This is a genomic window from Mesorhizobium sp. LCM 4577 (assembly GCF_001854795.2).
Classification (GTDB): domain Bacteria; phylum Pseudomonadota; class Alphaproteobacteria; order Rhizobiales; family Rhizobiaceae; genus Mesorhizobium; species Mesorhizobium plurifarium.
Window position 1 is genome coordinate 157,808 of record NZ_MDDU01000053.1, and the last position, 24,998, is coordinate 182,805.

20 protein-coding genes are annotated in these 24,998 nt (G+C 65.6%); 8 read left to right on the forward strand and 12 right to left on the reverse strand.

Going from position 1 to position 24,998, the window contains the following annotated elements; genetic code table 11:
- Nucleotides 1–139 precede the first annotated feature (139 nt).
- Nucleotides 140–1,492, reverse strand: a complete 1,353-nt coding sequence (locus tag LCM4577_RS29670) for an aromatic ring-hydroxylating dioxygenase subunit alpha (protein WP_071074472.1) — start codon at nt 1,490–1,492, stop codon at nt 140–142.
- Between the two features lie 133 nt (nt 1,493–1,625).
- Between LCM4577_RS29670 and LCM4577_RS29675 the strand changes: the two genes are divergently transcribed.
- Complete coding sequence (locus tag LCM4577_RS29675; protein WP_040985711.1) at nt 1,626–2,519, forward strand: LysR family transcriptional regulator; 894 nt, start codon at nt 1,626–1,628, stop codon at nt 2,517–2,519.
- Nucleotides 2,520–2,529: 10 nt separating this feature from the next.
- On the opposite strand, the gene LCM4577_RS29680 is transcribed toward LCM4577_RS29675, so the two are convergent.
- Nucleotides 2,530–3,789 (reverse strand): FAD-binding oxidoreductase, encoded by a 1,260-nt coding sequence (locus LCM4577_RS29680; protein WP_040985712.1) that lies wholly within the window; start codon nt 3,787–3,789, stop codon nt 2,530–2,532.
- A gap of 12 nt (nt 3,790–3,801) precedes the next feature.
- Nucleotides 3,802–5,829: a prolyl oligopeptidase family serine peptidase gene (locus tag LCM4577_RS29685; RefSeq protein WP_083354886.1), complete on the reverse strand. Its 2,028-nt coding sequence runs from the start codon at nt 5,827–5,829 to the stop codon at nt 3,802–3,804.
- A 205-nt stretch (nt 5,830–6,034) separates the two neighbouring features.
- Between LCM4577_RS29685 and LCM4577_RS29690 the strand changes: the two genes are divergently transcribed.
- The 7 genes from LCM4577_RS29690 (at nt 6,035) to LCM4577_RS29720 (ending at nt 14,666) form a co-directional block, all read left to right on the forward strand.
- On the forward strand, nt 6,035–7,027 hold the full coding sequence (locus LCM4577_RS29690) for a dipeptidase (RefSeq protein ID WP_071074474.1): 993 nt from the start codon (nt 6,035–6,037) through the stop codon (nt 7,025–7,027).
- A gap of 189 nt (nt 7,028–7,216) precedes the next feature.
- Entirely contained in the window at nt 7,217–8,776 is a 1,560-nt protein-coding gene (locus tag LCM4577_RS29695) for an ABC transporter substrate-binding protein (RefSeq protein ID WP_071074475.1), read from the forward strand.
- A 50-nt stretch (nt 8,777–8,826) separates the two neighbouring features.
- On the forward strand, nt 8,827–9,774 hold the full coding sequence (locus LCM4577_RS29700; protein WP_040985714.1) for an ABC transporter permease: 948 nt from the start codon (nt 8,827–8,829) through the stop codon (nt 9,772–9,774).
- Nucleotides 9,767–10,639, forward strand: coding sequence for an ABC transporter permease (locus tag LCM4577_RS29705; RefSeq protein WP_244508464.1), 873 nt, complete (start codon nt 9,767–9,769; stop codon nt 10,637–10,639). Before LCM4577_RS29700 ends, LCM4577_RS29705 begins: the two co-directional genes overlap by 8 nt.
- On the forward strand, nt 10,636–11,616 hold the full coding sequence (locus LCM4577_RS29710) for an ABC transporter ATP-binding protein (RefSeq protein ID WP_071074476.1): 981 nt from the start codon (nt 10,636–10,638) through the stop codon (nt 11,614–11,616). Before LCM4577_RS29705 ends, LCM4577_RS29710 begins: the two co-directional genes overlap by 4 nt.
- Nucleotides 11,613–12,623 carry an ABC transporter ATP-binding protein gene (locus LCM4577_RS29715; protein ID WP_071074477.1) on the forward strand — a complete coding sequence of 337 codons (1,011 nt, stop codon included), beginning with the start codon at nt 11,613–11,615 and terminating at the stop codon, nt 12,621–12,623. Before LCM4577_RS29710 ends, LCM4577_RS29715 begins: the two co-directional genes overlap by 4 nt.
- Before the next feature lie 15 nt (nt 12,624–12,638).
- The gene (locus LCM4577_RS29720) at nt 12,639–14,666 is read left to right on the forward strand and encodes a CocE/NonD family hydrolase (protein WP_071074478.1); all 2,028 of its coding nucleotides are present in this window, start codon (nt 12,639–12,641) and stop codon (nt 14,664–14,666) included.
- A gap of 23 nt (nt 14,667–14,689) precedes the next feature.
- On the opposite strand, the gene LCM4577_RS29725 is transcribed toward LCM4577_RS29720, so the two are convergent.
- The 9 genes from LCM4577_RS29725 to LCM4577_RS29765 all read right to left on the reverse strand — a co-directional run bounded on the left by LCM4577_RS29725 (nt 14,690) and on the right by LCM4577_RS29765 (nt 24,982).
- Entirely contained in the window at nt 14,690–15,352 is a 663-nt protein-coding gene (locus LCM4577_RS29725; RefSeq protein WP_052468626.1) for a TetR/AcrR family transcriptional regulator, read from the reverse strand.
- 51 nt (nt 15,353–15,403) lie between these two features.
- Nucleotides 15,404–15,928 (reverse strand): hypothetical protein, encoded by a 525-nt coding sequence (locus tag LCM4577_RS29730; RefSeq protein WP_071030684.1) that lies wholly within the window; start codon nt 15,926–15,928, stop codon nt 15,404–15,406.
- Nucleotides 15,921–18,800 (reverse strand): sarcosine oxidase subunit alpha family protein, encoded by a 2,880-nt coding sequence (locus tag LCM4577_RS29735; RefSeq protein WP_071074479.1) that lies wholly within the window; start codon nt 18,798–18,800, stop codon nt 15,921–15,923. Before LCM4577_RS29735 ends, LCM4577_RS29730 begins: the two co-directional genes overlap by 8 nt.
- The gene (locus LCM4577_RS29740) at nt 18,797–19,066 is read right to left on the reverse strand and encodes a sarcosine oxidase subunit delta (protein WP_071030686.1); all 270 of its coding nucleotides are present in this window, start codon (nt 19,064–19,066) and stop codon (nt 18,797–18,799) included. Before LCM4577_RS29740 ends, LCM4577_RS29735 begins: the two co-directional genes overlap by 4 nt.
- A gap of 14 nt (nt 19,067–19,080) precedes the next feature.
- Complete coding sequence (locus tag LCM4577_RS29745) at nt 19,081–20,334, reverse strand: sarcosine oxidase subunit beta family protein (RefSeq protein ID WP_071074480.1); 1,254 nt, start codon at nt 20,332–20,334, stop codon at nt 19,081–19,083.
- 376 nt (nt 20,335–20,710) lie between these two features.
- Nucleotides 20,711–22,585: an alpha/beta fold hydrolase gene (locus LCM4577_RS29750; RefSeq protein ID WP_071074481.1), complete on the reverse strand. Its 1,875-nt coding sequence runs from the start codon at nt 22,583–22,585 to the stop codon at nt 20,711–20,713.
- The gene (locus LCM4577_RS29755) at nt 22,585–23,472 is read right to left on the reverse strand and encodes a branched-chain amino acid ABC transporter permease (RefSeq protein WP_083354887.1); all 888 of its coding nucleotides are present in this window, start codon (nt 23,470–23,472) and stop codon (nt 22,585–22,587) included. The genes LCM4577_RS29750 and LCM4577_RS29755 overlap by 1 nt, the downstream gene beginning before the upstream one ends.
- Nucleotides 23,469–24,260, reverse strand: a complete 792-nt coding sequence (locus LCM4577_RS29760; RefSeq protein WP_071074482.1) for an ABC transporter ATP-binding protein — start codon at nt 24,258–24,260, stop codon at nt 23,469–23,471. Before LCM4577_RS29760 ends, LCM4577_RS29755 begins: the two co-directional genes overlap by 4 nt.
- On the reverse strand, nt 24,257–24,982 hold the full coding sequence (locus tag LCM4577_RS29765; protein ID WP_071074558.1) for an ABC transporter ATP-binding protein: 726 nt from the start codon (nt 24,980–24,982) through the stop codon (nt 24,257–24,259). The genes LCM4577_RS29760 and LCM4577_RS29765 overlap by 4 nt, the downstream gene beginning before the upstream one ends.
- Between the last annotated feature and the right edge of the window lie 16 nt (nt 24,983–24,998).

A 24,998-nucleotide genomic window follows, 5' to 3' on the forward strand; every position in this document is an offset into this window, starting at 1 on the left:
GCTACGCCGACCTCAGCGGCGTTGCGCAGTGACGGTCTGGCTGGGCAACGCACGGYCCGGCACGGCACCGATACCGTCCGCACCGTTGCAAGGGTTGTGGCCACGGCGCACGACGATCATCGGATCGCCGTCACAACACCTACGATGCGGCTTGACCAAACTTGCGCGTCTTGCGGGCTGCTTGCGGCGAGGCGTAGAGCTGTGACGGCGCCGTCCAAGCCTCGTCTTCGTCCCTGCGCTCGCCGGTGATCAGGGCGCGCATCTGCGAAAGATAGGTCTCTATGAAAAAGGCGGTCTGCGATTCCAGCGGCGTATAAGGCCCAGGGCGGTAGGCGCGCGAAGCGATCCCATCGGCGTTGTCTTCCGTGATCTTCTTGTCCTGAACGGTCGTCACATCCCACATCCACGAAATCTTGTCGACGTCGACCGACGCTTCGGCATCCTTGTCGACCAGCCATGTCAGGATCACGTCGGTCTCGTTGGCGTTGCGCGGGATCATCTGGAACATGGTCAGATAGTCGTTGGGCGCGCTGAGGAACGAAAGCCGGCCGATCCGGAAGCCGTTTTCGCCGCCGTCGAACGTGCCGCGCCCACCCATAAGGCATGAGACCGGCTGGCCATCGTCGGAAAGCGTGAGACGGCCCGAGCCGATCGGCTTGCGATGCATGGCGAAGGGCATCGTGTCCAGGTCGCCAGGCTCCCACACGCCTTTGTGGAATTCGGCGTCGCCGATGACGCTGTGCCAGGCGTCGATCTCCTGCTTCCATTCGGCGGCGTTGTAATCGTCGCGCATGGCGGTCACCTTCACATGGCCGTTGACGCGGAAATATTCAGGGTGAGCCGGGCGGCAGTGGTAGCATTCGAGGAAATTCTCCAGCACCAGCTTCCAGTTCGCCTTGGTCAGGTAATTCTTGCGCGCGACGATGCGCGCGTCGGCGACCCCATTCTCGCGCAGAAGATCGGTCAGCCCGGCCGCCGCCGGCTCGATGTCAGGCAGGCTGGCGGCATCAAGGCCGCACATCACCAGACCGCCGATCACCTTGGTCGGCACCTTGTGCAGTCCGAGACTGTCGCYGTCGACGCCTTCGGGCAGATCGCGCCGGGTCTGCAACTCACCGGTCAGCCGGAAGGACCAGGCATGATAAGGGCAGACCAGCAGCTTGCCGCGGCCATCCTTGACGCATAGCCGCGAGCCGCGATGGGTGCAGACGTTATAGTAAGCGGCAACGTCATCCTCGCCATCGCCGTGACGGGCGACGATGATCTCCTCGTCGAACAATTGACGGATGACGTAACTGCCCTTCTCCGGCACCTCGCTCAAATGGGCGACGATCACCCATTGGCGAGGGAACCACAATTCGCGCTCGAGCGCGAAGATATCCGGGTCGAGGTAGAAGGCCTGCTGCAGCGACCAGTCCTTGCGATGCTCGTCGATCAACCTGACAACGCGCGCGCGATCGAGACCGGACAACATCTTGTCGTTTGCATACATTGCGGACTCCAGGGTGGCGGACTCCAAGGCTGGCTAATGCCTTTTGATCAGGGTTGCAGCGAATTGCAGCATTCATCAACCATGGATTTGGCAGGCTTCCATCTCAAAAAGTCATGGACTACTCTTGCCGTCGATGAAGACGCTCAAAGCCTCGCTCCCCTTGCTCAACGCGATGGTCGCTTTCGAAGCGACCGCGCGACGCGGCAACCTGACGGCCGCCGCCGAGGAGCTCGCCATTGCGCAATCGGCCGTGTCGCGCCACATCGCCAACCTGGAAAAGCGGCTCGCGCTCGACCTTTTGGCGCGCAAGGGCAACCGCGTCTCGCTGACCGAAAACGGCGCGGCGCTGGCCGAGGCGATACGGGACGGGCTGGGCGCGATCCGCGATACTGTCGCGCGCCTGCAGGAGGCCGATCACGGCTCACTGGTCATCGCCAGCGGCTACGACCTCGTCCAGGCGTGGCTGATGCCGCGTTTCGATCTCGTGACCTCGCTCGTCACGGATGGCCGTGTCACGCTGCTGACCTCCAGCAACCCCGACGATTTCGGCCGTCCGGAGGTAGGGATCTCGATACGCTTCGGACGCCCCGAGCTCTGGCCCGGCTTCGCCGCCCGCAAGCTGTTCGACGGAGAGTGGTTTCCCGTCTGCTCGCCGGGCTTCCTCGAACGGCACCCTGCTCTGGCCTCGGAAGATCCGGCGGCCTTCCTCGACGTGCCGCTGCTGCATCTCGCCGCTCCCGAAGACGCGATCGACAATTGGCGATCCTGGATCGGCACCGCCCGCAGCCTGCCCGGTCCGACATTCTCCAGCTATCTGTCGATGATGCATGAGGCGATAGCCGGCCGCGGCGCAGCGCTCGCCTGGGCCGGCTTCGTCGAAGAGCAGCTGAGGCTCGGGCAGCTGGTGCAATTGACCAAGACTCCGCGCCGCCATGCCGACGCGTTCTACATCGTCACCCGGAGGAAGGCGACGCCAACCGAACAGATGGTGGCGCAGGCTTTGCTCGACAGCGCGACGGCCCGCTGACCTTCGTCAGTTACTCCGCCGCAGTGGCGAAACGCCTGGCGCCGTGGCGCGCGCTCCACGCCGGCATCGAGGCCTCGACATCTTCCTCGCTCGGGAAGGCATCGCGTGCGTAGCGGTCGATCCTGAACCGAGCCGGATCGACCAAGCGCGGCGTGTCCAGCAGGATCTCGGTGGCCAGCCTGCCGAGGCCCGGCCCATGGCTGACGCCGGTCTCGTTGTCGCCACCGGCGACGACGATGTTCGCGTGGCCCGGCACATGCCCGACCATCAAGCCGACGTCCGGCGTGTAGCAGGGAATGCCCTGCGACCAGTTCGCAACTTTCGAGCCGCGCAGCGGCGGGAAGACATCCTGCAGCCTCTCCATCTGCTGATCGACCATGGACTGCATCAGCTCGCGGTTATGCGGCTGGCCGGGTTCGAGCTCGCTCTCCTCCAGGCGATGCATCGGCGTGTAGTGGCTGCCCGTGCCCCACATGATGGCGCCGAAGGTCTCGCGCAGCCAAAGCCTGAGCTCGCGGCACTGGATTGTCGGCAATGTCGAAGGCAAGCCTCGATCGTCGGTGACCACGCGCGTGGCCAGGACGCGCAGCAGCGGCAGGTGCCAGTCGAGGCTGGCGAGGACCTCGTTGTTCCAGGCGCCCGCCGCCACGACCACGCCATCGGCCTCGATGACATCGCGGTCGGTCTCGAGCGTGACCTTGCCGCCGACGTCGCTGATCTTCCGCACCCTGGTCCTGTCGCGCACGACGCCGCCGAGCCTCTTGATCTCGCTGACCAGCACGCCAAGCGCCAGCTTGGTGTCGAGCTGGATGCCATGCGGGTTGTAGGCGCCGGAGTGAACTTTGGCCGGATCGACCAGCCCGCCCATCTTCTCGCCGATCTGCGCGGCGTTGAGATCCTGCATCTCCTTCGGCGCATAGGGCGAGCCGAGCACCGGCATGACGAAATCCTCGCGCCCTTGCGGCGTGAGCGCCATGATCAGCGTGCCGTTCGGCCGGTAGCCGATCTCGGTGCCGAGCTCGCTCAGCATACGGTAGAAGTCGAGGCCGTATTGCTGCAGGCGAAGTCCTTCCTCGCCGGCCGGGATCATGCCGGCCGACCAATGCGAGACGAAGCCGGCGCCGGCGCTGGTCGTTGCCGCGCCGGGCTCGGTCGCCTCCACGAGCGTCACGGTCTTCACGCCCGATTTCAAGAGGTGATAGGCGGTGGAGCAGCCGATGATGCCGCCACCCACGACCACGATATGCTTGCTGTTGGTTGCTGCCGGCATTTGTCTTCCTCCTTAGATCGTCGCGGCCGAAGGACCGCCAACATAGGTGTCGAGCCACCAGACGATGCGGGCGGCTGTGTCGATATATTCCGGATAACCGCGCAGGCTGTGGCCGGCGTTCGGATAGGTCGCGAGCGCGCTTGGCGAGCCTGAGCGCAGGGCGGCGAAATGGCACTCCAGCGCCTGTCCTGGCGGCGTGCTCTTGTCGATGCCGCCGGCCATGACCAGCGTCGGCACGCTCTTGAGCTGCCTGTAGAAGGCGGGGCTGCGGGCGAAATAGGCGCCGCCTTCCTCCCAGGGCGATGATTCCAGCATCAGCGCGTCGAATTCCGGTATCTGCGTCGTGCGATGCTGGCTGTACCAGTCGCCGACGGGCGAGATCGGAATGGCAGCGGCGAAGCGGTCGCTGCGCGTCGGCAACCATGCGGACATGAAGCCGCCATAGCTGGTGCCGGTGACGGCGACGCGGTCCGAGTCGACCAGGCCTTTCTCCACCAGGGCGTCGATGCCGCTCAAGATGTCGCCGGCATCGGCGCCGCCCATWTCGCCCTGCACGGCGCGGGCGAAGGCGTCCCCGCGTCCCGTGCTGCCCCTCGGATTGGGGAAGAAAATCGTCCAGCCGCGCGAGACGAGCAGCGGTGCGGAACGCGTCCGCGCCATCCAGCGGTTGCGATGGGACGAGATAGGCCCGCCATGGATATCGACCAGCAGCGGCGTCGGCCCGGCCACCGGCGGGCGGACAAGCCAGCCCTGGATTTCCAGTCCGTCCGCGGCCCTCCAGGAGAATGGCTCGGCCTTGCCGCGGCCGGCCATCGCGGATCGCGCGTCGGGCGCCATGAGCGAAGCGATCGCTCGCAGTTCGCCGTCGGCGAGCTCGGCAAGGAACGGAGCCCGGTCATAGGCCTCGGCGATGAAGAGCGAGCCCGCGGCCCCGACCGGCACGCTGGAGGGCGCCCACTCGCCGCAGGTCAATTCGGTGGATGACCAGCGTTCGGTCACGCCTGCGCCGAAGACATCGTAATCGGCCACCACCGTCTCGTGGCCGCGAATGCCCGCGATGTGCAAGCTGGTGGCGGAGCGCCATTCGATCGACGTGACGTCGATCGAATTGGTCGGGACGATGGCAAGCTCGCCGTCCGCCGGATCGAGGATCGACAGCTGCCCGGCAACGAGGCCACGGTCGCTGCAGAAGGCCTGGATGAAGGCGATGCGGGCACCGTCGGGCGAGCCGCGAGGAACGCCGATCTGGTCGCGCGGCGTGTGAAGAAGCCTCGCCGATCCCGACTTCGCGTCGATGAGCGAAAGCTTCGCCGCATACCAGCTGCCTTCGCCATGGTCATCGCTGGTCACCGCGGCGATCTTGTCGGCGCCGCACCAGCTCGCTTCCCAGACATTGACAGGCGCCGATGTGAGCGGCGCAGGATCGGCCTTCAGATCCCAGAGCCAAATCCGGCGCCAAAGGTCCTCACCCTCGCCCCAACCGACTTCCGGCAGCCATGCGGGCGCATCCGTGTTCTGCTTCTGCGCGTAGCCGCCGTGAATGCCGGCGAGGTCCGCGCCGGTGCCGGCAACGACCAGCAGCAGCTTCCGGCCGTCGGGCGACCAGTCGATCAGCTCGATCCGGCCGGGCACATCCGCCACGGCGGTGCCTTCGCCGGCGGACCAGATCTCGATGCGGTCGACGCCCGGCTCTCCACCGGCGTAGGCGACCGCCAGGACCTGCCCGTCCGGCGCAAGGCAGATTTGCCGGGTCTCCGCATCGTTGAGCCGTTCTGGCGGGTGATCGCCGCGCCGCATTTGGTAGAGACGGCTGACCGGCGCGCTGTCGAGGCCGCCCTCGAAGCTCTGGCCGATGAAAAACACCGCCTCGTTGGAGGCATGGCCGCAAAGAGAGCGGGCCGCGAAGACGTGCCCGTTCAGCCCGAAAAGGGCGGCGTAGAGGCCCCGTGCCTCAGCGAATTCCGCGGCGGAGCGAAAATCCCGGGACATCCGGCCGGCAACCGGCACGCCCTCAGATCCGGAATTCCGCATCCTACTCATCTCGACTTCCCAGCATCGCGCTCACCCTGGCGCTATCGCCATAGCAAGCTCACGGGCCTAACCATAACGGCAGCCGGCGCATTGTCTAGACACCGGTGTACATTAGATTGGACCAGCGGCCTTAAAGGCACGATGGGCGGTTGACCCGCCACGATCGGAATGCGCAGATTTCGAAGACGGCGAAACAATCCGGACAAGAGACGCGATGAGCCTTGACGACAAAGTCCAGTCGATCCTGAAGAGCGAAGTCATCTGGGATGCGCATTCCGGCTTCATGCCCGACCCGGCCGCCGATCTGAACAATCTGCGGATCTGGCGCGACGCTGGCGTCGACTATCTTTCCATCGATGTCGGCTTCGATCTCCTGCCCTGGGAAAAGACGGTCGCCACGCTTGCCTATTTCCGGCACTGGATCCTGGCGCGCCCGGCCGACTACACGCTCGTCTCATCGACCGACGAAATCCTCGCCGCGAAGGCACAAGGCAAGCTGGCGGTCACCTTCGATATCGAAGGTATGAACGCGCTGAACGGCCGCATCGAAATGGTCGAGTTCTACCATCGCCTCGGCGTGCGGCAGATGCTGTTCGCCTACAACCGCAACAACCTCGCCGGCGGCGGGTGCCACGACGAGGACACCGGCCTCACCGCTTTCGGCCGGCAGGTGATCGACGAGATGAACCGTCTCGGCATGTTCGTGGACGTGACCCACACGGGCTATCGCACCACGATGGATGTGATGGAATATACCGACCGGCCGGTGATCTTCTCGCACTCCAATCCGAAGGCGCTCTGCGCCCATGGGCGCAACATCACCGACGAGCAGATCAAGGCCTGCGCCCGAACCGGCGGCATCATCGGCGTCGTCGGCCTCAACCGCTTCCTCGGCGAGGGCCGCACGGATTCCGAACGGCTGGCCGACCACGTCGAATATCTGATCGACCTCGCCGGCCCGCGCCATGTCGGCATCGGGCTCGACTATGCTTTCCCGGTCGAGGTCGAGGGCATCGAGGACATCATCTCCAGCAATCCACATTTCTGGCCGAAGAACGAATATCCCGAAGGCAAGACCACCTACTCGAGCCCGGCTCAGACGAAAGAACTCATCGAGGTCCTGCTGCGCCGCGGTCAGCCGGAGCGCACGGTTCGCGATGTGATGGGCGGCAACTTCATGCGGCTGGCGCGCGAGATCTGGAAATAGTCGATCGGAACAGCCGTCGCGTCGATCTCCGATAACCGGAAAAGGCGTCCGGTTCGGCGACAGATGATGCATTTTTTTCACTAGACATATGTGTATAGCCGGGGCAGGCTGATCGGAAGGGGACCTCTGGAAGGGTCTCCCGCAAATAAGCCGGCGCCGGCGGACACCATAAGCAAGAGGGGTAGAGCAATGATCAAAGCCGCGAACATCAACATAACGCGCCGTGGGGTGCTGGCCGGTGCCGGGGCTCTGGGCCTCGCCTCGCTGATCTATTCCACCAAACGCTCCCAGGCGGCGGGATCCGTCCTCAGGGTGCGCTCATATGGCGATATCCAGACGCTCGATCCGGCCTTTCGTCTCGCCGCACCCGAAGGCGACATCACCAATGTCATTTTCGCCGGCCTTGTCGTCGCCACGCCGGGCGACAGCTGGGGCTGGAAGCCGATGGCCGTGGAGAAGATCGAGCAGCTCGATCCCCTCACCATCGCCTTCAAGCTGCGCGACAATATCGGCTTCACCGACGGCTTCGGCCAGATGACGGCGGAGGACGTGAAGTTCTCGATCGAGCGTCTCGCCGATCCCGCCAACAAGTCCCCTTATGCGGGCGACTGGGCGACGCTCAAGGAAGTCGAGGTCAAGGACAAGCTCTCCGGCATCATCCATCTGAACAAGGCGTTCGCGCCGTTGTGGACCTCGACCTTGCCGACGCCGTCGAGCACGATCCTGTCCAAGCGCGCCGTGACCGAGGCCGGTGGCAAGCTCGGCGTGAAGCCCGTGGCGCAGTCGGGCCCCTATCTGCTCAAGGAATGGACGCCCAAGCAGCGCACCGTGCTCGTGCGCAACCCGGACTGGAAATACGAGCAGGGCGGCTATGACGAGATCCACGTCCACCCGATCGAGGACGAAAAGACCGCCGAGCTCGGCTATGAGGCGGGCGACCTCGACTATACCTGGACGTCCGTGTCTTCGATCAAGCGGCTGAAGGAAACGCCGCCGGCCGACACCGTCGTGGTCGAGAAGCCGTCGCTCGCCTTCGTCTGGCTCGGCATGAACCAGATCGCGGCGCCCTTCGACAATCCGGACCTGCGCCGCGCCGTCCAGTACGGCGTCGACCGCAAGGCCGTGGTGGACGCGGCCTATTTCGGCGCCGCCGCCACCTCCACCGGCATCATCGCGCCTGGYCTGATCGGCCACCGCGAGAAGAACCTCTTCGAATACGATCCCGACAAGGCCCGCGAGCTGGTCAACAAGGCCGGCGCCAGCGGCGTCACGGTCACGCTCGACATCCTCAACAAGGCGGAGCGCCTGTCGGCGGCGCAGGTCGTGCAGGCGAACCTGCAGGACATCGGCATCAACGTCGAGATCAAGCAGAACGACAGCGGCACGTTCTGGACGCTGGGGTCGAAGCAAAACCCCTATTACAAGAAGCTCCAGATGGTGCTGTCCCGCTTCTCGATGCAGCCCGACCCGAGCTGGGCGACGGAGTGGTACACGACCAGCCAGATCGGTGAGTGGAACTGGGAGCAGTTCAGCAGCGAGGAATTCGACAAGCTGGTCACCGAAGGCAAGATCGAGCTCGACCCGGCCAAGCGCGACGTCATGTACAAGAAGATGCAGGACCTGATGGAGGAGAGCGGCTGCTACGTCTTCCTCACCCATGAGGTCACCGGCGTGATGTACCGCAAGAGCGTGGCGGCCGGCCTCAAGCCGAATGGCGAGCCCTGCTTCGCGGACTTCAAACCTGCCTGACGTGATGCAAGACGACGGCACGGCGCGGGGCGGATCGGCCGGCTCCTGAGATGCTTCGCTATGCGCTGAAACGACTGGGCCTGGGCATCATCATCGTGAGCGTCGCGATGGTGATGCTGTTCGCCATGATCTATGTGATCCCAGGCGATCCGGCATCCGTGGCGCTCGGGCCGCGCGCTACGCCCGAGATGGTCCAGGCCCTGCGCAGCCGCATGGGGCTGGACCAGCCGATCTGGATCCAGTTCTTCAGATTTTATTTCTCCGCGCTGCGCGGCGACCTCGGCACCGAAGTCCTGTCCGGGCGGCCGGTGCTGGACGTCGTCTTCGAGCAGCTGCCCTACACGCTGGCGCTGATCGCGGGCGCGATCTCATGGTCCGTTCTGCTCGGCATTCCGCTGGGCTGCATCGCGGCGGTGCGGCGCGGCGGCTTCGTCGACCGCGTCATCGGCGTCCTGTCGGTCGCGGTGATCGCGGTGCCATCCTTCGTGATCGCGATCTATTCCCTGCTGATCTTCGCCGTCGCCCTGCAGTGGCTGCCGGCCATCGGCGCGGGCGAGCCCGGCAATCTCGCCAGCCAGCTGAAACATCTTGCCCTGCCGTCGCTCGCGATCGGCGTCGGCTGGGTCGGCTACATCGCGCGCATGGTGCGCGCTTCCATGCTGGAGACGCTGGAAGCCAGCCACATCCGCACCGCGCGCGCTTTCGGTCTGACCGATCGGCGCATCACCTATTCCTACGCCTTGCGGATCGCCATCCTGCCGACCGTCACGCTGCTCGGCGTCGGCATTGGCAATATGGTGTCTTCCGCTGTCTTCGCCGAGATCGTCTTTGCCCGCCCCGGCATCGGCAAGCTGGTCTACGAGGCGATCTCGGTGCGCAACTATCCGGTCGTCACCGGCGCCGTGCTGGTGACGACCGCTTTCTTCGTCGTCGTGAACGCTCTCGCCGACATCCTCATTGGTGCGTTGGACCCCCGTGTCAGAACAAGCTTTGATTGAGCGACAGCCGCGCGAGCGCATCGGCAAGGCTGGCCGCGTGCTTCGGCGCATCCTTCGCGAGCCGCTGGGTGCATTCGGCCTCACCCTGGTCGTGATTGTCGTTCTATCGGCTCTCTTCGCCGACGTGCTGACCAGCTATCCGCCGACCAAACTCGCCCCCGCCGAGCGTTTCGCGCCCGCAAGCCTGCAGCACCTGCTGGGCACCGACCATCTCGGACGCGACCTGTTCTCGCGCGTGCTCCATGGCGGCCGCATCGCGCTCGCCATTGCGCTCGGCGCGACCGGACTGTCGCTCATCGGCGGCATCGTGCTCGGGCTCATCGCCGGCTACGGGCCGCGCTGGCTCGACAATCTGATGCTCCTGCTCTTCGATGCCATCAAGAGCTTCCCGACCGTGATGCTGGCGCTCACGCTGGTCACGCTGACCGGACCGTCGCTGCTTGCGGTGCTGATCGTGGTCGTGCTGGTCAACGTGCCCGGCTACGCCCGCATCATCAGGACACAGACGCTCGTCCTGAAATCCGCCGAGCATGTCATGGCGGCGCGCTCGATGGGCGCGAGCACAGCGCGCATCCTCACCGTCCATATATTGCCCAACGTCATCGGCCCGATCCTCATCCTCGCATCGATGGACATCCCGGTCGTCGTGGCGATCGAGGCGGGCCTGAGCTTCCTCGGCCTCGGCGTCAGGCCACCTCTGCCAAGCTGGGGCGCGATCCTGAACGACGGCTTCGTCAACATCCGCGATTCATACTGGATCGTGGTCGCCGGCGGCCTGCCGATCATCCTCACCACGCTCGGCTTCACCTTCCTCGGCGAGACCTTGCGCGACGTTTTCGACCCCAGGCTGAAGAGGCGCGAATGACCGTCCTCGACGTCAAGGACCTCAGCGTCGACTTCGCCACCGAAGCCGGCACGTTGCAGGCGCTGCGCAAGGTGAGCCTGGAGGTGCCGGCGAACCGGATCGTCGGCGTCGTCGGCGAGTCGGGCTGCGGAAAATCGACGCTGATCAACGCCGTTCTCGGCCTGCTCGCCGACAATGGCGCGGTCACGGCGGGCCAGATCCTGTTCGAGGGCAAAAGCGATCTCGTCCATCTCGACGGCAATGGCATGCGGGCGCTGCGCGGCCAGAAGATCGCAACCGTCTTCCAGGACCCGATGGGGGCGCTGAACCCGGTGCTTTCCGTTGGCAAGCAGATGCGCGACATCCAGTACCGCTCCGGCTTGTCGCGCAAGGAGAAGGACGCGCTTTCCGTCGAGATGCTGCGCAAGGTCCGCATCCCCGATCCCGAGCGCCGGCTGGCGCAGTTTCCGCACGAATTCTCGGGCGGCATGAAGCAGCGCATCGCGATCGCCATGGCGCTGCTGATGCGCCCCTCGCTGCTCATCGCCGACGAGCCGACGACGGCTCTCGACGCCACGCTCGAAGTCGCGATCATCGAGCTGCTCAAGGACCTGCAGAAGCAGATCGGCTGCTCGGTGCTGTTCATCTCGCATCATCTCGGCGTCATCGCCGAGCTGTGCGACGAGATGATCGTCATGTATGCCGGCGAAGTGGTCGAACGCGGCTCGACCCGCGACATTTTCCACAATCCACGCCATCCCTACACGAAGAAGCTGCTCGACTGCGATCCGGCGAGGCTCTCGCGCCGCGAGCCGCGGCTGCCCACCATTCCCGGCACGCTGCCGGACCTGCGCAACCGCCCCAAGGGCTGCGTTTTCCAGGCACGCTGCGAGTTCGCGGACGATGTCTGCTCCACGATGCCGCCCGATAGGGCGGTGAGCGCGTCTCACGTCGCGCGGTGCTGGCATACCGACGAGACGGCCGGAGCGGCCGCATGACGACGGAACCCCTGCTTTCCGTTTCCGAACTTCGCGTGCGCTTCCGCATCGGCGGCATGATGAGCGCGCTGGCCGGCCGGCGGACGGAAATCGAAGCCGTCTCCGGCGTCGGCTTCACCCTGGAGCGCGGCCAGACGCTGGCGCTGGTCGGCGAATCCGGATCGGGCAAGACCACGCTGGCGCGCGCCGTCGACGGCCTGCAGCCGGCCGCGAGCGGCTCGATCCGCTTCGAGGGCCGCGAGTTGCGCGACCTGCCGAAGAAGGACTGGAAGCCGCTCCGGCGCAAGATGTCGATGATGTTCCAGGACCCGGTCGGCTCGCTGTCGCCGCGCCTCAGCGTCCGTTCATTGCTGGCGGAGCCGTTCGCCATCCACGGCCTGTCCGGCCGCAGCCTCGAAGCCGAGGTCGAGCGGCTGCTCGCCCTGGTCGGACTTCCGCGCGATTTCGCCGACCGCTATCCGCACCAGCTCTCCGGCGGCCAGGCGCGCCGGGTCGGCGTCGCAAGAGCCGTCGCGCTCGACCCGGAGCTGATCATCGCCGATGAACCGACCGCCGGGCTCGACGTGTCGATCCAGGGCGAGGTGCTCAACCTGCTCAACGACCTGCGCGACCGCATGGGCCTGTCGATGCTCATCATCACGCACAATCTGCACGTCGTGCGCCAGATCGCCGACCGGATGGCGGTGATGTATCTCGGGCGCTTCGTCGAGGAAGGCGAGACCGAGGCGATTTTCCGGGCGCCGCATCATCCCTACACGGCGGCGCTGCTGTCCGCGAACCCCGAGCCCGATCCGGACAAGGTGCATAACCGCATCGCGCTGCCGGCCGAGGTGCCGTCGCTGCTCGACAGGCCTTCGGGGTGCGAGTTCCACACACGCTGCCCATTTTCGCAGGACATCTGCCGGACGCAGGCTCCCGCCCCGTCCGTGGTCGGCTCGAGCCGGCTTACCTGTCACTTCCCGCTCAATGCCGGCTCCAGCGCCGTCGAGGCAATCGCCGCAAGTTAAGAGAAGGTCCGTCCGATGAAAGATATCCACGTGGTCACCGATTTCCCGCGCAAGATCCGCGAGATCGAGAACCTGTGGATCCCGATGCCGGACGGCGTGAAGCTCGCCGCCCGCATCTGGCTCCCGGAGGACGCGGAAGCCGATCCGGTGCCGGCCATCCTCGAATACCTGCCCTACCGCAAGCGCGATGGAACGGTGGAGCGCGATGCGCTCACCCATCCCTATTTCGCCGGCCACGGCTATGCCGGCGTGCGTGTCGACATGCGCGGCACCGGCGACAGCGAAGGCGTCTGCAAGGGCGAATATCTGAAGCAGGAACAGGATGATTGCCTCGCCGTCATCGAATGGCTGGCGAAGCAGCCCTGGTGCTCGGGCACGGTCGGCATGATCGGCATCAGCTGGGGCGGCTTCAACGGGCTCCAGGTCGCGGCTCGACGGCCGCCGGCGCTGAAGGCGGTCATCTCTCTCTGCTCCACGGACGACCGTTACAACGACGACGTCCATTATCTCGGCGGCGCGCAGATGTGCGACAATCTGATGTGGGGCACGACCGCCTGGGCGATCGCCATGACGCCGCCCGATCCGGCGATCGTCGGCGAACGCTGGCGCGAGCTCTGGGAGGGACGCCTCGACGGCAACGGCATCTGGATGCAGGACTGGTTCGAGCACCAGCGCCGCGACGACTTCTACAAGCATGGCTCGATCTGCGAGGACTACTCAGACGTCGAGATCCCGGTCTACGCCGTCGGCGGCTGGGCGGACGGCTACCCGAACCCGATCTTCCGCATGCTTGAACACCTGCCGGGCATCCGCAAGGGACTGATCGGCCCGTGGGGTCACAAATATCCGCACTTCGCCATGCCCGGGCCACGCATGGGCTTCCTCCAGGAGTGTTTGCGCTGGTGGGACCAGTATCTCAAGGGCATCGACACAGGCATCGCCGACGAACCCATGCTGCGCGCCTGGATGCAGGACCCGGCGGCTCCGGCCGCCATCTACGACGAGCGCCCCGGGCGTTGGGTGGCCGAGCCGTCCTGGCCGGGACCCGGCGTAGGCGAACATACGCTTGCCTTGTCGCCCGGCAGACTTGCCGAAGACGGCGCCAGCAACGACGTGCTGAATATCCGCTCGCCCTCGACGGCGGGGCTGTCGTCGGGCGCGTGGTGCGGCTACGGTGTCCTGCCGACCTTGCCGGTCGACCAGCGCATGGAAGCCGGCAACGCGCTCGTCTTTGAAACCGAGCCGCTGGAGGAGGCCGTGGAAATCCTCGGCTTCCCGGAATTCGAGGTGAAGCTCGCCTCGGACAAGCCGGTCGCGCTGATCTCCGCGACCCTGTCATTGGTGCTGGAAGATGGCGCGGCCTCGCGCGTCAGTTACGGCATCCTCAACCTCACGCATCGGCATGACGATCTCGATCTCAAGCCGATGACACCGGGCGAAGTCGAGACGGTGCGCCTGAAATTGCGCTGCTGCGGCCAGCGCTTCGAGAAGGGCCAGCGCATCCGGCTCGCTGTCGCCACCGGGCATTGGCCGATCGTCTTCCCGGGGCCGGAGAACGCGACGCTGTCGATCCATTGCGCCGGCAGCAGGCTGATCCTGCCGGTACGAAAGCCGCAGCCGCTCGACAAGACGCTCCCGGAATTCGAGGGACCGGAAAGCGCCACGCCGATGGCGCAGGACGTGATCAAGGCAGGCGAGCCTTTCCGGCGCGAGGTGACCACGGACCAGATCACCGGCGAGACGAGCTATACGGTCGTCGTCGACGGCGGCACGGTGCGTCACCCGCATACCGGCATCACCCTCTCTGCCAGGCAGACCGAAGTCTTCACCATCCATCCGGACGATCCGAACTCGGCGCGCGGGACCGTGACCTGGGACAAGACCTATGCGCGCGGCGACTGGAACGCCCGTGTTTCGGTCTCCGCCACGGTGCGCGCATTGCGCGATGTCTGGCGCATGGAAACGCATCTTGTCGCGCGCGCCGGTGACGAGGTCGTGGTCGACCGCGAGGAGGTCAAGGAGTTTCCACGCGACCTGAACTGACGTGATCGCGGACGGCGGGCTGGTCAGCCGGGGCTTTTCAGCAGCATCTTTTCGGCGAAGGCCTCGACCTCGCCTGCGCGAGGTTCCTTGCCGGTGTGCGTGAGCAGGTAGGCAGGCGTCAGGAAAAGACGGTTGCTGACCGGCTCGACGATCTCGAGCGAGTAATAGCCGATCTGCGTGAAGTAGAGCACGCGCGCCCGCACGAACGCTTCCGTGTCGGCATAACCGTGCCGCGAGAACATGGCGCGGACGGCATCGACCCGTGTATCGTCTTCCTCGTTGACGATCCGATGCACTTTTGCGGACTGGCGCGACCAGGCGCGCACGGCAAAATCCAGCCGCGGATTGAACAGCTTCTCATCCAGCCAGCACTCGAAGACATTGAGCACTGCTTGCGTGATCGACGCGGCCGGCCGACCGGCCTGCTCGACGATGAAACGCGTGTTGTTGTTGCGCCAGTAATCCAGCAGCTGGTCGAGCAGATCCTGGCGGCTCTTGAAGTACCAGTAGAAACTGGACCGGGAGACGTTCAGCTTCTGCCCGAGCGCAAGCACGCGCACGGCCTCCACGCCCTCGGAGATCAACGTCTCCAGCGCGAGGTTCATCCAGTCCTCGCGCGTCACCTTGGTGTTGCCGATCAGACCGGGCCGCCGCACGACTTCATCATCACTGGAATCGGAGAACATGTCGGGCCGGCCAAGTTTGAACGCCGGCTAGATAGACCTGAAACCACCCCGCTACAATACTTGCGCTTGCTCGAGCCACTCCCAGAGATAGGGGGCAAGGCCCCGGTCGACATGGAGACGCGCCCGATCGGGATTGCCGAACCGGTAGAAGAGGACGCCGACGCCGGCAAAAAGGATCGAAGCCGAGGGGCTTGCCGCTTCCGGATAGAGCGCCGTGCCCCTGGCGATCAGGCGATCCAGGTCCGGCCCCTCGATCTCGAACACATGCAGTCCGGCATCCATGACCGTGACCGCGAAACCGGCCGCGTGCCAGCCGGACGCAATGGGGAACGGCTGTTCCCCGACCGCAAGAAGGCGGTCGCGCGCGATCCGCACCAGGTATTTGTCGCCACTGGCGATTGCGCCCGCGCCGACGCCTTCGCCGGCAAGACCCGAAGCCTTCGACCAGGCCGCGAGGTCGCCGCTGACCAGAAGCTGATTCAGCCCGCCAAGCGTCCGCACGCCGACGCCACCTTTGCTGAGCGTGGCGCTCGCCCAGTCGGGCGCCGCCGGCCATTTTTCGGCAAGGTTACGCATGGAGCCGCCTCCCTTCCGGATCGAAGGCGCAAGGCGCAACGATCCTCGCCTGCCGCACGATGCCCAGATGTTGAACGTCGATGGTTTCGCCGTGCCGCGCCGCGCCCCGTTCGATGAGCGCGAGCGCAACCGGGCGTCCCAGGGTCGGGCTCTGATAGCTGGAGGTGACGAAGCCGATGCTTCTGAGCCGGCCGTCGCGCTTCTCGACGCCATGCGCGCCGGTCGCCAGCGGCGCCTCGCCTTCGGCAAGCGCAAGGCCGACGAGCTGGTTGCGATCCGTGCTGTTTGCCGCCTCCGTGAAAAGCGAGCGCCGGCCGACGAACTCGCCGGCGCGCTTGGTCCGCGGTCCGGCGACGCCCAGATCGTGCGGCATGGTGGTTCCGTCAGTGTCCTTGCCGATGACGATGTAGCCTTTCTCGGCTCGCAGGATCATCAGCGATTCGAGCCCGAGCAGCACGGCGTCGAAGGCGCGACCCTCCTGCCGCATCCTGGCCCACAGCGCCTCCGCCCGATCGGCGCGGATGGATATCTCGTAGCTGCGGTCGCCGGTGAAGGACACCCTGGCGATGCGCACCTCGTCTCCGGCGAAACGGCCGGCGGCGATCGCCATATGCGGCAGGCTTGCATCGTCCAGTGCCGCGCCCAGATCGAGCGCTTCGACGACCTGACGCGCATTCGGACCCGAGACAGTCAACGTCGCATATTGCGCAGTGGCGTTGTGGATATAGACCGCATCGCGGCCGAAGCGGTCCTGCCGCCATTCTTCGAGGCGGGCGTGGACCGCGGCGACATGCGACGACGAGCAGGAGACGATGAAGCGATGCTCGTCCAGGCGGACAAGCACGCCGTCGTCGAAGACGACGCCGTTTTCCGACAGCATGAAGCCATAGCGGCAATGACCCGGCTTCAGGGTCGACATGGTGTTGTAGTAGATGAAGTCGACAAACTCGGCCGCGCGCGGGCCGACCACCTCGATCTTGCCCAGCGTCGAGCCGTCGAAGAGCGCCACGGATTGCCGAGCCCGCCGCGCCTCGTCCTCGATCGACGCGCCGGCTTCGCCGCCGCCATAATAGGCAGGCCTCAGCCAACCGCCATATTCCTGGAACACGGCGCCCGCGGCGCGATGGTTTGCCTCCAGCGGCAGGCGGCGGACCGGCGCGTGCATGCTGGCCCGGCGCGATCCAGCCAGGCTGGCGAACGGGACAGGCGTGAAGGGCGGCCGGTAGGTCGTGGTGCCGACTTCCGCGATTCCGCGCCCGGTGATGTCCGCCAGCAGCGCAAGACCGTTGAGGTTCGAGGTCTTGCCCTGGTCGGTCGCCATGCCGAGCGTGGTGTAGCGCTTCAGGTGCTCGACCGAGACGAAATTCTCCCGCGCCGCGAGCTCTACGTCCTTGGCGGTGACGTCGCTCTGATAGTCGATCCAGACGCGCCCCTTGGCCTTGGGTTTCGGCCACAGGCTGACGACGCCGAGTGTCGCTTCCACCCCCGTGCCGCGCGGCGCGGCCGACGACGAGCCGAAGTCGCCAGGGGCCGCGGCGCCGCTGGCCAACGCCTCCGACAGCGAGACCGTGCCGGCCACGGCGCCGGCGACGCCGATCCCGTCGATGGTTTCGCCGGGAATGAAGGCCGCCAGTTGGTCGCTCCAGGCAAGCTTGCCTTTCGCTTGCGAGAACAGGTGCACGGTGGGTGTCCAGCCGCCGGAGACGAGAACGCAGTCGACGCCAAGCGTGGCGCCATCGTCCAGCAGAACACTCTGGACGGCGTTACGCCCGCGCGCCGCCGTGATCGTACGACCCGCCAGGACGCGAATACCGTTCTCTGCTCGCGCGCTGCCCTCGCGCCGGCAGTCGACCACCGTCACCGAGGCGCCGGCCTCGGCGAGCGCGGAGGCCGGCTCATAGGCGCTGTCGTTGTTGGTGGCGACCACGATCTCGCGGCCGACAAGCACGCCATGCCGGCGCAGATAGCTCAGCGCCGCATCGGCGGACAGGATTCCGGGAAGGTCGTTGTTGGCGAACGGCACGGGCCGCTCGATCGCGCCCGTCGCCAGCACGATGCGGCGCGGCCGCACGCGCCAAAGCGTGTCCGGCCGGCCGTCGGCGTGCCGCTGGTTGAGCGCGACCAGATTGTGGTCGTAAAGGCCGAAAGCGGTCGTATCGCTCAGCACGAGCTGACCGGCGCCCTTCAGCCTGGCAACCGTCGCCTCGACCCACGCCCGGCCCTCGACGCCATCGACTTCGCCGGCGCGGTGACGCAGCGACCCGCCGGGATGCGCCCCGTCGTCGGCCAGCACAACCGAATGCCCGGCCGCCGCGGCGCTGGCTGCCGCGGCAAGGCCGGCCGGCCCGGCGCCGACCACCAGGACGTCGCAGTGATGGTTGACCTGGTCCGAGACCTGACGCGGCTGCCAGTCTGGATCGACGATGCCAAGTCCGGCCATGGCGCGGATGCGCGGCTCGAACAGGTGCCAGTCCGGCCACATGAAGGTCTTGTAGTAGAAGGCGGCGGGCAGGAAGCGCGCGAAGCGGTCCAGAAAGGCATTGCGGTCGTTCTCAGCCGTCGGCGAAGCGTTGACGCTTGTCACCCGGATGCCGTCCGTGGCCTGCACGGTCGTGGCGCGCGCATTCGGCACCCGGCCGGCCGCGCTTTCGACATCGACCAGCGCGTTGGGTTCCTCGACGCCGGAGCCCCAGATGCCGCGCGGCCGATGGTATTTGAAGCTGCGGCCGACGACCGCTTGGCCGCTGGCGAGCAAGGCGGAGGCGATCGTGTCGCCCGCAAAACCCTCCACGCGCCTGCCGTCGAAGGTGAAGCTCAGCGGACGGCCACGGTCGATGTCACTGCCACCAGTGGTGAGACGGGAAGCGCTCATGCGCCCTGCTCCGCTTCGCCGAGCGCCGAAGAGCCCGACACCTTGTGATTGACGCTGTCGCGGCTCATCGCGAAGAACTCACCGCAGGTGAGATGCACCCAGATCTCGCGGGTCGGCCCCTTCGGATTGTCGCGCATGTGGAGGTAGCCGGCCCAGCGCTCGGCGGTCACCTCGCTGCCGTCGGGCCTCAGATTGCCCGCCTCGCCGCCATAGTGAAACTCGCTTTCTTCGCGCGGCCCGCAGAACGGGCAGGGAAAGAGCTGCATCTTGTTCTAAACCTTCAATGGGCAATGCCGGAGCCGGCGGCTTCGTCGATCAGCCGGCCGCGGGCGAAGCGGTCGAGATCGAAGGGCCGGCTGATGTCGTGGTGCCTGCCGGTGGCAAGCAGATGGGCAAGCAGGGTGCCGCCGGCGGGGATCGCCTTGAAGCCGCCCGTGCCCCAGCCGCAATTGAGGAAAAGGCCGGGCAGCGGCGACTCGCCGATGATGGGCGAGGAATCCGGGACCACGTCGACGATGCCGGCCCACTGCCGCATCATCTTCAACTGGCCGAAGATCGGGAACATTTCGAGCATGCCGGCGATGACGCCTTCCAGCACCGGCAGGTTGCCGCGCTGGCCGTAGGACGGGATGCGATCGAGCGCGCCGCCGATCACCAGCTCGCCCTTGTCCGATTGGCTGACATAGACGCCTGTGTCCGGCGAGATCACCACCGTGTCGATGATCGGCTTGACCGGTTCGGACACGCAGGCCTGCAGCGCGTAGGAATTGACCGGCAGCCGGAAGCCCGCTTTCGCCGCCAGCACCGACGAATGGCCGGCGACAGCCATGCCCGTGCGCTCAGCCCGGATCGCGCCGCGCGAGGTGACGACACCGCGGCAGCGCCCGTTCTCGATGATGAAGTCGGTGATCTCGCAATTCTGGATGATGTCGACACCGAGACGGCTCGCCGCGCGCGCATAGCCCCACGCCACGGCGTCGTGACGGGCGGTGCCGCCGCTTGGCTGCCAGGTGCCGCCATAGACGGGGTAGCGTGTGCCCGGGCTGAAATTGTAGATCGGCACGACGCGGCGCACGTCCTCGACCGAGAACAGCTCGCAATCGATACCGTTGACCTGGATGGCGTTGACCGACCGGGCGGCGGTTTCCATTCCAGCTTCGCTGTGCGCGAGGGTCAGGATGCCGCGCGCGGAAAACATCACATTGTAGTTCAGGTCCGTCGACAGCGTCTTGTAGAGGCTGTGGGCCAGCCCATAGATCGCCGCGCTTTCAGGATAGAAATAGTTCGAACGCACCACGGTGGTGTTGCGGCCCGTGTTGCCGCCGCCGATCCAGCCTTTCTCCAGGAGCGCGACGTTGGTGACGCCGTGATTTTTGGCGAGATAATAGGCAGTGGCAAGCCCATGCCCGCCGCCGCCGATGATGATGGCGTCGTAGCGCGGTTTCGGGTCGGGAGAGCGCCAGGCCTTTTCCCAGCCCGTCTGGCCGGCGAGGCCTTCCTTGAAGAGCGAAAGCGCCGAGTACTGTCTCGTCATGCGCCTAGACCTTCATCACAGGTCGCAAACCTCGCCTCGCCGCAAGGACTTGGCCGCCATGTCTTCAGCTCGAGCTCGTCCAACCGATCGCCCCTTAAAACACCTGCTTTGCCTTTTGGTCGCCGAACACCCCAAAGCAACGCCAAGCGCACATTTAGCGCGAATGTACACCTGTGTCCATTCAAAGCGTATGGCGCGCTTCGGCGTGTTTCACAGATTTCGGGATGTGCGGTCCGACAAGCGCCGGCACGCTCATCGGAGCCACTCCGGCACGCGCTCGGCGAAGTGAAGCGAATGCGCCCCGCAAGCAGGGTCCCTGGAGGCCGGACCGCTTTGGTTTGCGCCCGGCGCTCTTTGCAAGTTCCGATTCTGGATATCAGGCGACCACGTCGGCGCCATGCCGGCTTGTTGTTTCGGCCGCGCGCAGGAACGCAACGAGCTTTTCGTTGAAGATCGCCGGCTTCAGCAGGAAGGGCGCGTGCTTGCCGTCCTGGATGTCGTCCGGCTCGCCGGTCCATTGATCGAGCTTGAGGTCCCGGAAATATTGATGGTTCAGGAACGGATCGTTCGAGCCGTTCAGGATGGCGAACGGCACGGCGGTCGAGCGCAGGAAGCGCATCTGTCGCGGCCAGTCGACGATCTGGAGCTTGCCCAGCGTATAGGCGCGGGCACGCCCGTCGGTCCTTCGCACGGCCCGGTGAAGGTGGATCGTCTCGGCTGTCTTCGGACCGGTCGTAGACGCAGCGAAGTCACGGCTCTCGGCCGGCGACAGGAAGGTCTTGCTCGCCAGAACGAAATGGCTGGTCGCGTCATAGGCGCGGCCGACATCTTCCGGAACGACCCGGAGCGGCGGCGTGCCAGAAACGGCAAGCGCCCGCACGGGATAGCCCCGGGCCGCAAGCTCGATKGCGATATAGCCGCCCAGCGACCATCCGAACACAAAGGGGGTTGCGGCGCCGAGCGCCTTGAGCACGTCTTCGGCCACGTCGGCGAAGGCCTCGACGCTGTAGTCCTTTTCCGGATCGGCGTTGTCGGAAACGCCATGGCCAGGCAGGTCGAAGGAGATGACGCGATAACGGTCGCGGAGCGCCTTGAATTGATTGGCGAACACCTCCTTGGTGGAGGAGTTGCCGTGGATGAGGAGAAGCGCCGGCTTGTCGCCGCCGGTGTCCGCGACGGCGATCCTGCCATGGCGGGTGGCGACCATCGTCTCATGCGCCCCGGTCATCGCTTCCCGCTGGCCGAGGCCAAAGCGGCGGCGCAATCTGGCCGTCGCCTGCGAACGCACCACGTCGAGCGCTTCACGAAGCGTCTGCAGCAATGCCCACAGCCCGCCCGGATAGAAGATCAGGATGACGATCAGCAACAGCGACATGATGATGTTGCGCCAGGCGCCGTAGGCGGCGAAGACCTCAGACACCATGGTCACGAAGAAGGCTGCAAGGATCGGACCCCAGATCGTTCCGGCGCCGCCAAGCAAGAGCATCGAGAGCAGCAGGCCGAGCAGCCCGAGGCCGAAATTGTCTGGAGAGGCAACGCGCATGTAGGAGCCGTAGAAGCCCCCGGCCACGCCGCTCAGCRCCGCGCTCACCGTCAGCGTGAACAGCCGGGTGCGCGTTTCCGACATGCCGCGCGAGATGGCGTAGTATTTGTGGTCGCGCATGGCCACGATGGCGCGGCCGAAACGCGAGCGAGTGATCTTGTAGAGGATGATGGTGGAGGCCACCAGCATCAGCAAGGCCAGATAATAGTAGCCGACCTTGCCGCCGCGGTTGAAACGGTAGCCGAAGAGCTCGAGCGCCGGCAGGCTCACCATGCCCGACGTGCCGCCGGTGATGTCGGACTGGCTGATGATGATCTGGTAGAGCACCTGCGAGGCCGCGATGGTCACCAGGATGATGTAGATGCCTGAAAGCCTGAGGATGGGCAGCGTTATGAGGGCCGCGACAAGCCCCGCGGCAACACCGGCGAACGCTATGCCCAGCCATGGCGACAGGCCGAGGGTCTGGCCGACCAGTCCGAACGCGTAGGTGCCGATGGTGAAGAGCGCGACATGGGCGAAATTGAAGAGGCCRCCATAGCCGAGGCTGAGGTCCCAGCTCGAGGCCACGATGCCGAACACGAAGGCCAGAACCAGGAGATGCCGCAGATACATGCTTGACGACAGCAGCGGCACAAGCGCCAGCACGGCCAGGACGACCAGAACCGGGATCAGCCCGGAGCTGCGGGCGAAGGACGGGCTGTACCGCATCAGACGGATTTCCTGTATCGGCCGAACAGGCCTTCTGGCTTGGCGACGAGCACGACGATCATGATGGCGAAGAGCACCGTCGGGCTCCAATAGAGGCCGACGAGATAGGTCATGACAGCCTCGAGCAAGCCGACGATGAAGGCCGCGTAGATCGGGCCGGTGAAGCGCGCGATGCCGCCGAAGATCACCACGATCAGCGCTTTCATCAGCGGGTCGGAGCCCATCGAAGGGTTCATGAAGCGGATGGAGCCGATCAGGATGCCGGCCAACGCCGCCAGCGCAGCCGACAGGCCGAAGGCAATCGCATAGAGCCGCTCGACGTCGATGCCCATGAGCTGCGCCGCCTCGCGGTTCTGCGCCACGGCGCGCATGGCGCGACCAAGCGGCGCGCGCTGCAGGAACACGCCGAGCGCCGCCAGGATGACGAGCGCCAGCGCCACCACCGCCATCTCGTTGCGGGATATGGTGATGCCGAGGAGCGACATGTCGCCGCCGAGCAGCGGAGAGAGCTGCTTGTTGCGCGGTCCCCAGACGAGGTTGATGACGTTTTCCAGGATGGTCGCGCCGGCAAGCGTGGTGATGACGGATTTCACCACGATGTCCGGGTTTCGTTCGAAAGGCTTGATGAGGAGATAGTAGACGAACATGCCGATGACGAACATGCCGATGATGGAGACCCCTGCCCCGGCCAGAAGGCCGGCGCCCGAGGCCTCGGTGCTGGCGATCTGCCAGGCGATATAGGCGCCGAGCGCGATGAAGGTGCCATGGGCGAAATTGAAGATGCCGAGCGTCGTCCACACGAGCGCCAGCCCGGTCGCCATCAGCGCGWAGAGCGCGCCCAGCACGATGCCGCCAAGCAGGATCAGGTTAAGCGTCTCAAGGGTCAATGGTGATCCTCGCCGAACATCAGTTTCATGATCTCTTCATGCGTGGGCATGTCCGCCTTCTCGATACGGCGCGAGATGCGGCCGTGGTCGAACAGGTAGAGCGTATCGATCAGTTCCTCGAGGAAGGCGATGTCCTGATCGACCACGATCAGCGGCACGCCGGATCCGCGGATGGTCTGGATCGCCGAAGCGAGTTCCCCGCGCAGCTTGGGCGACAGTCCCAGCGTCGGCTCGTCGAGAATGAGAAGCTTCGGCGCGGCCATCAGCCCGACGCCTATGGCCACCATCTGGCGCTCGCCGCCCGAAAGGAAGCGTATCTTGTGGTCGAGACGCTCGTGCACCCGGGGAAAGAGCCGGAAGACCGTGTCCAGTGTCTCAGCCGCATTGGCGCGCCCGCGGGAAGCATAGGGCGCGATCGACAGCGTTTCCGCGACAGTCATGTCCGGAAACAGCAGGTTCCCCTGCGGGACATGGATCAGCCCTGCACGCGCCACCGCTTTCGGATCCATCCGGCGCCGGGTAATGGCGTCGTAGTTGAAATTGCGCCAGCGCCGGCTSCCGCGCGCGCCGGGCCGGTTGAGTTGGACACCGTCGAAGAAAATGTCTCCATCCCACGGGTCAATGATGCCGGACAGAGTTCTCAGGAAGGTCGTCTTGCCGTGACCGTTCGGGCCGAACAGCCCCACGCTCGCGCCCTGCACCAGCGAAAGGTCAATCTTGCGGAAGATCTGCAGCGGCTCGTAGCCGCCATCGAGACCCCTGACATCGAGAAGAAGTGTGTCCGTCATCGCGCCTGCCCCAGATAGGCTTCGATCACTTTCGGATCGGCAACAACTTCGGAGGGAAGCCCCTGGGCGATCACCCGGCCCTGGTCGAGGACGATAAGCCGGTCGCAAACCGACATCAGCAGCGGCAGGACATGCTCTATGAGCAGTATGGCGATACCGCGCTGGCGCAGCCCGAGAATAAGCGCCTTCATGTGCTCGATCTCGCCGGGCGTCAGGCTCGACGCCGGCTCGTCGAGCAAAAGCACGCGTGGCGACATGGCCAAGGCGCTGGCGATCATCAGTATCTTGCGGAAGAAGATGGGAAGCGTCGCGGTCGGCGCGTTGTGCAGCGTCTGGGGAAAGCCCACCATGTCGAGCACCGCGACCGCGGCGATCTCATTCTCTCTCTGCCCCTGCCGCTTGCCGCTGTGCTCGATGGCCACCAGCACATTGTCGATAGCGCTCAGCGACGTGAAGATGCTTTCGCGCTGGAAGGTGCGGGCGATACCGGAACGGCTCACCTCCTCCGGCGCCACGTTCTGGATCTCCCTGCCGTCGAAGACGACGCGGCCGCTGTCGGCCGGAAAGGGGATGTTGGTCAGGATGTTGAACAGGGTGCTCTTGCCGCTGCCGTTCGGCCCGGCGACGCCGAGTATTTCGTTCTCGGCCAGCGCAAAGCTGACGCCGCCCACGGYGCGCAAGCCGCCGAAGGACTTGGTGAGATTTTCAGCCGTAAGGATCATGCAAGACTGCTTTGAC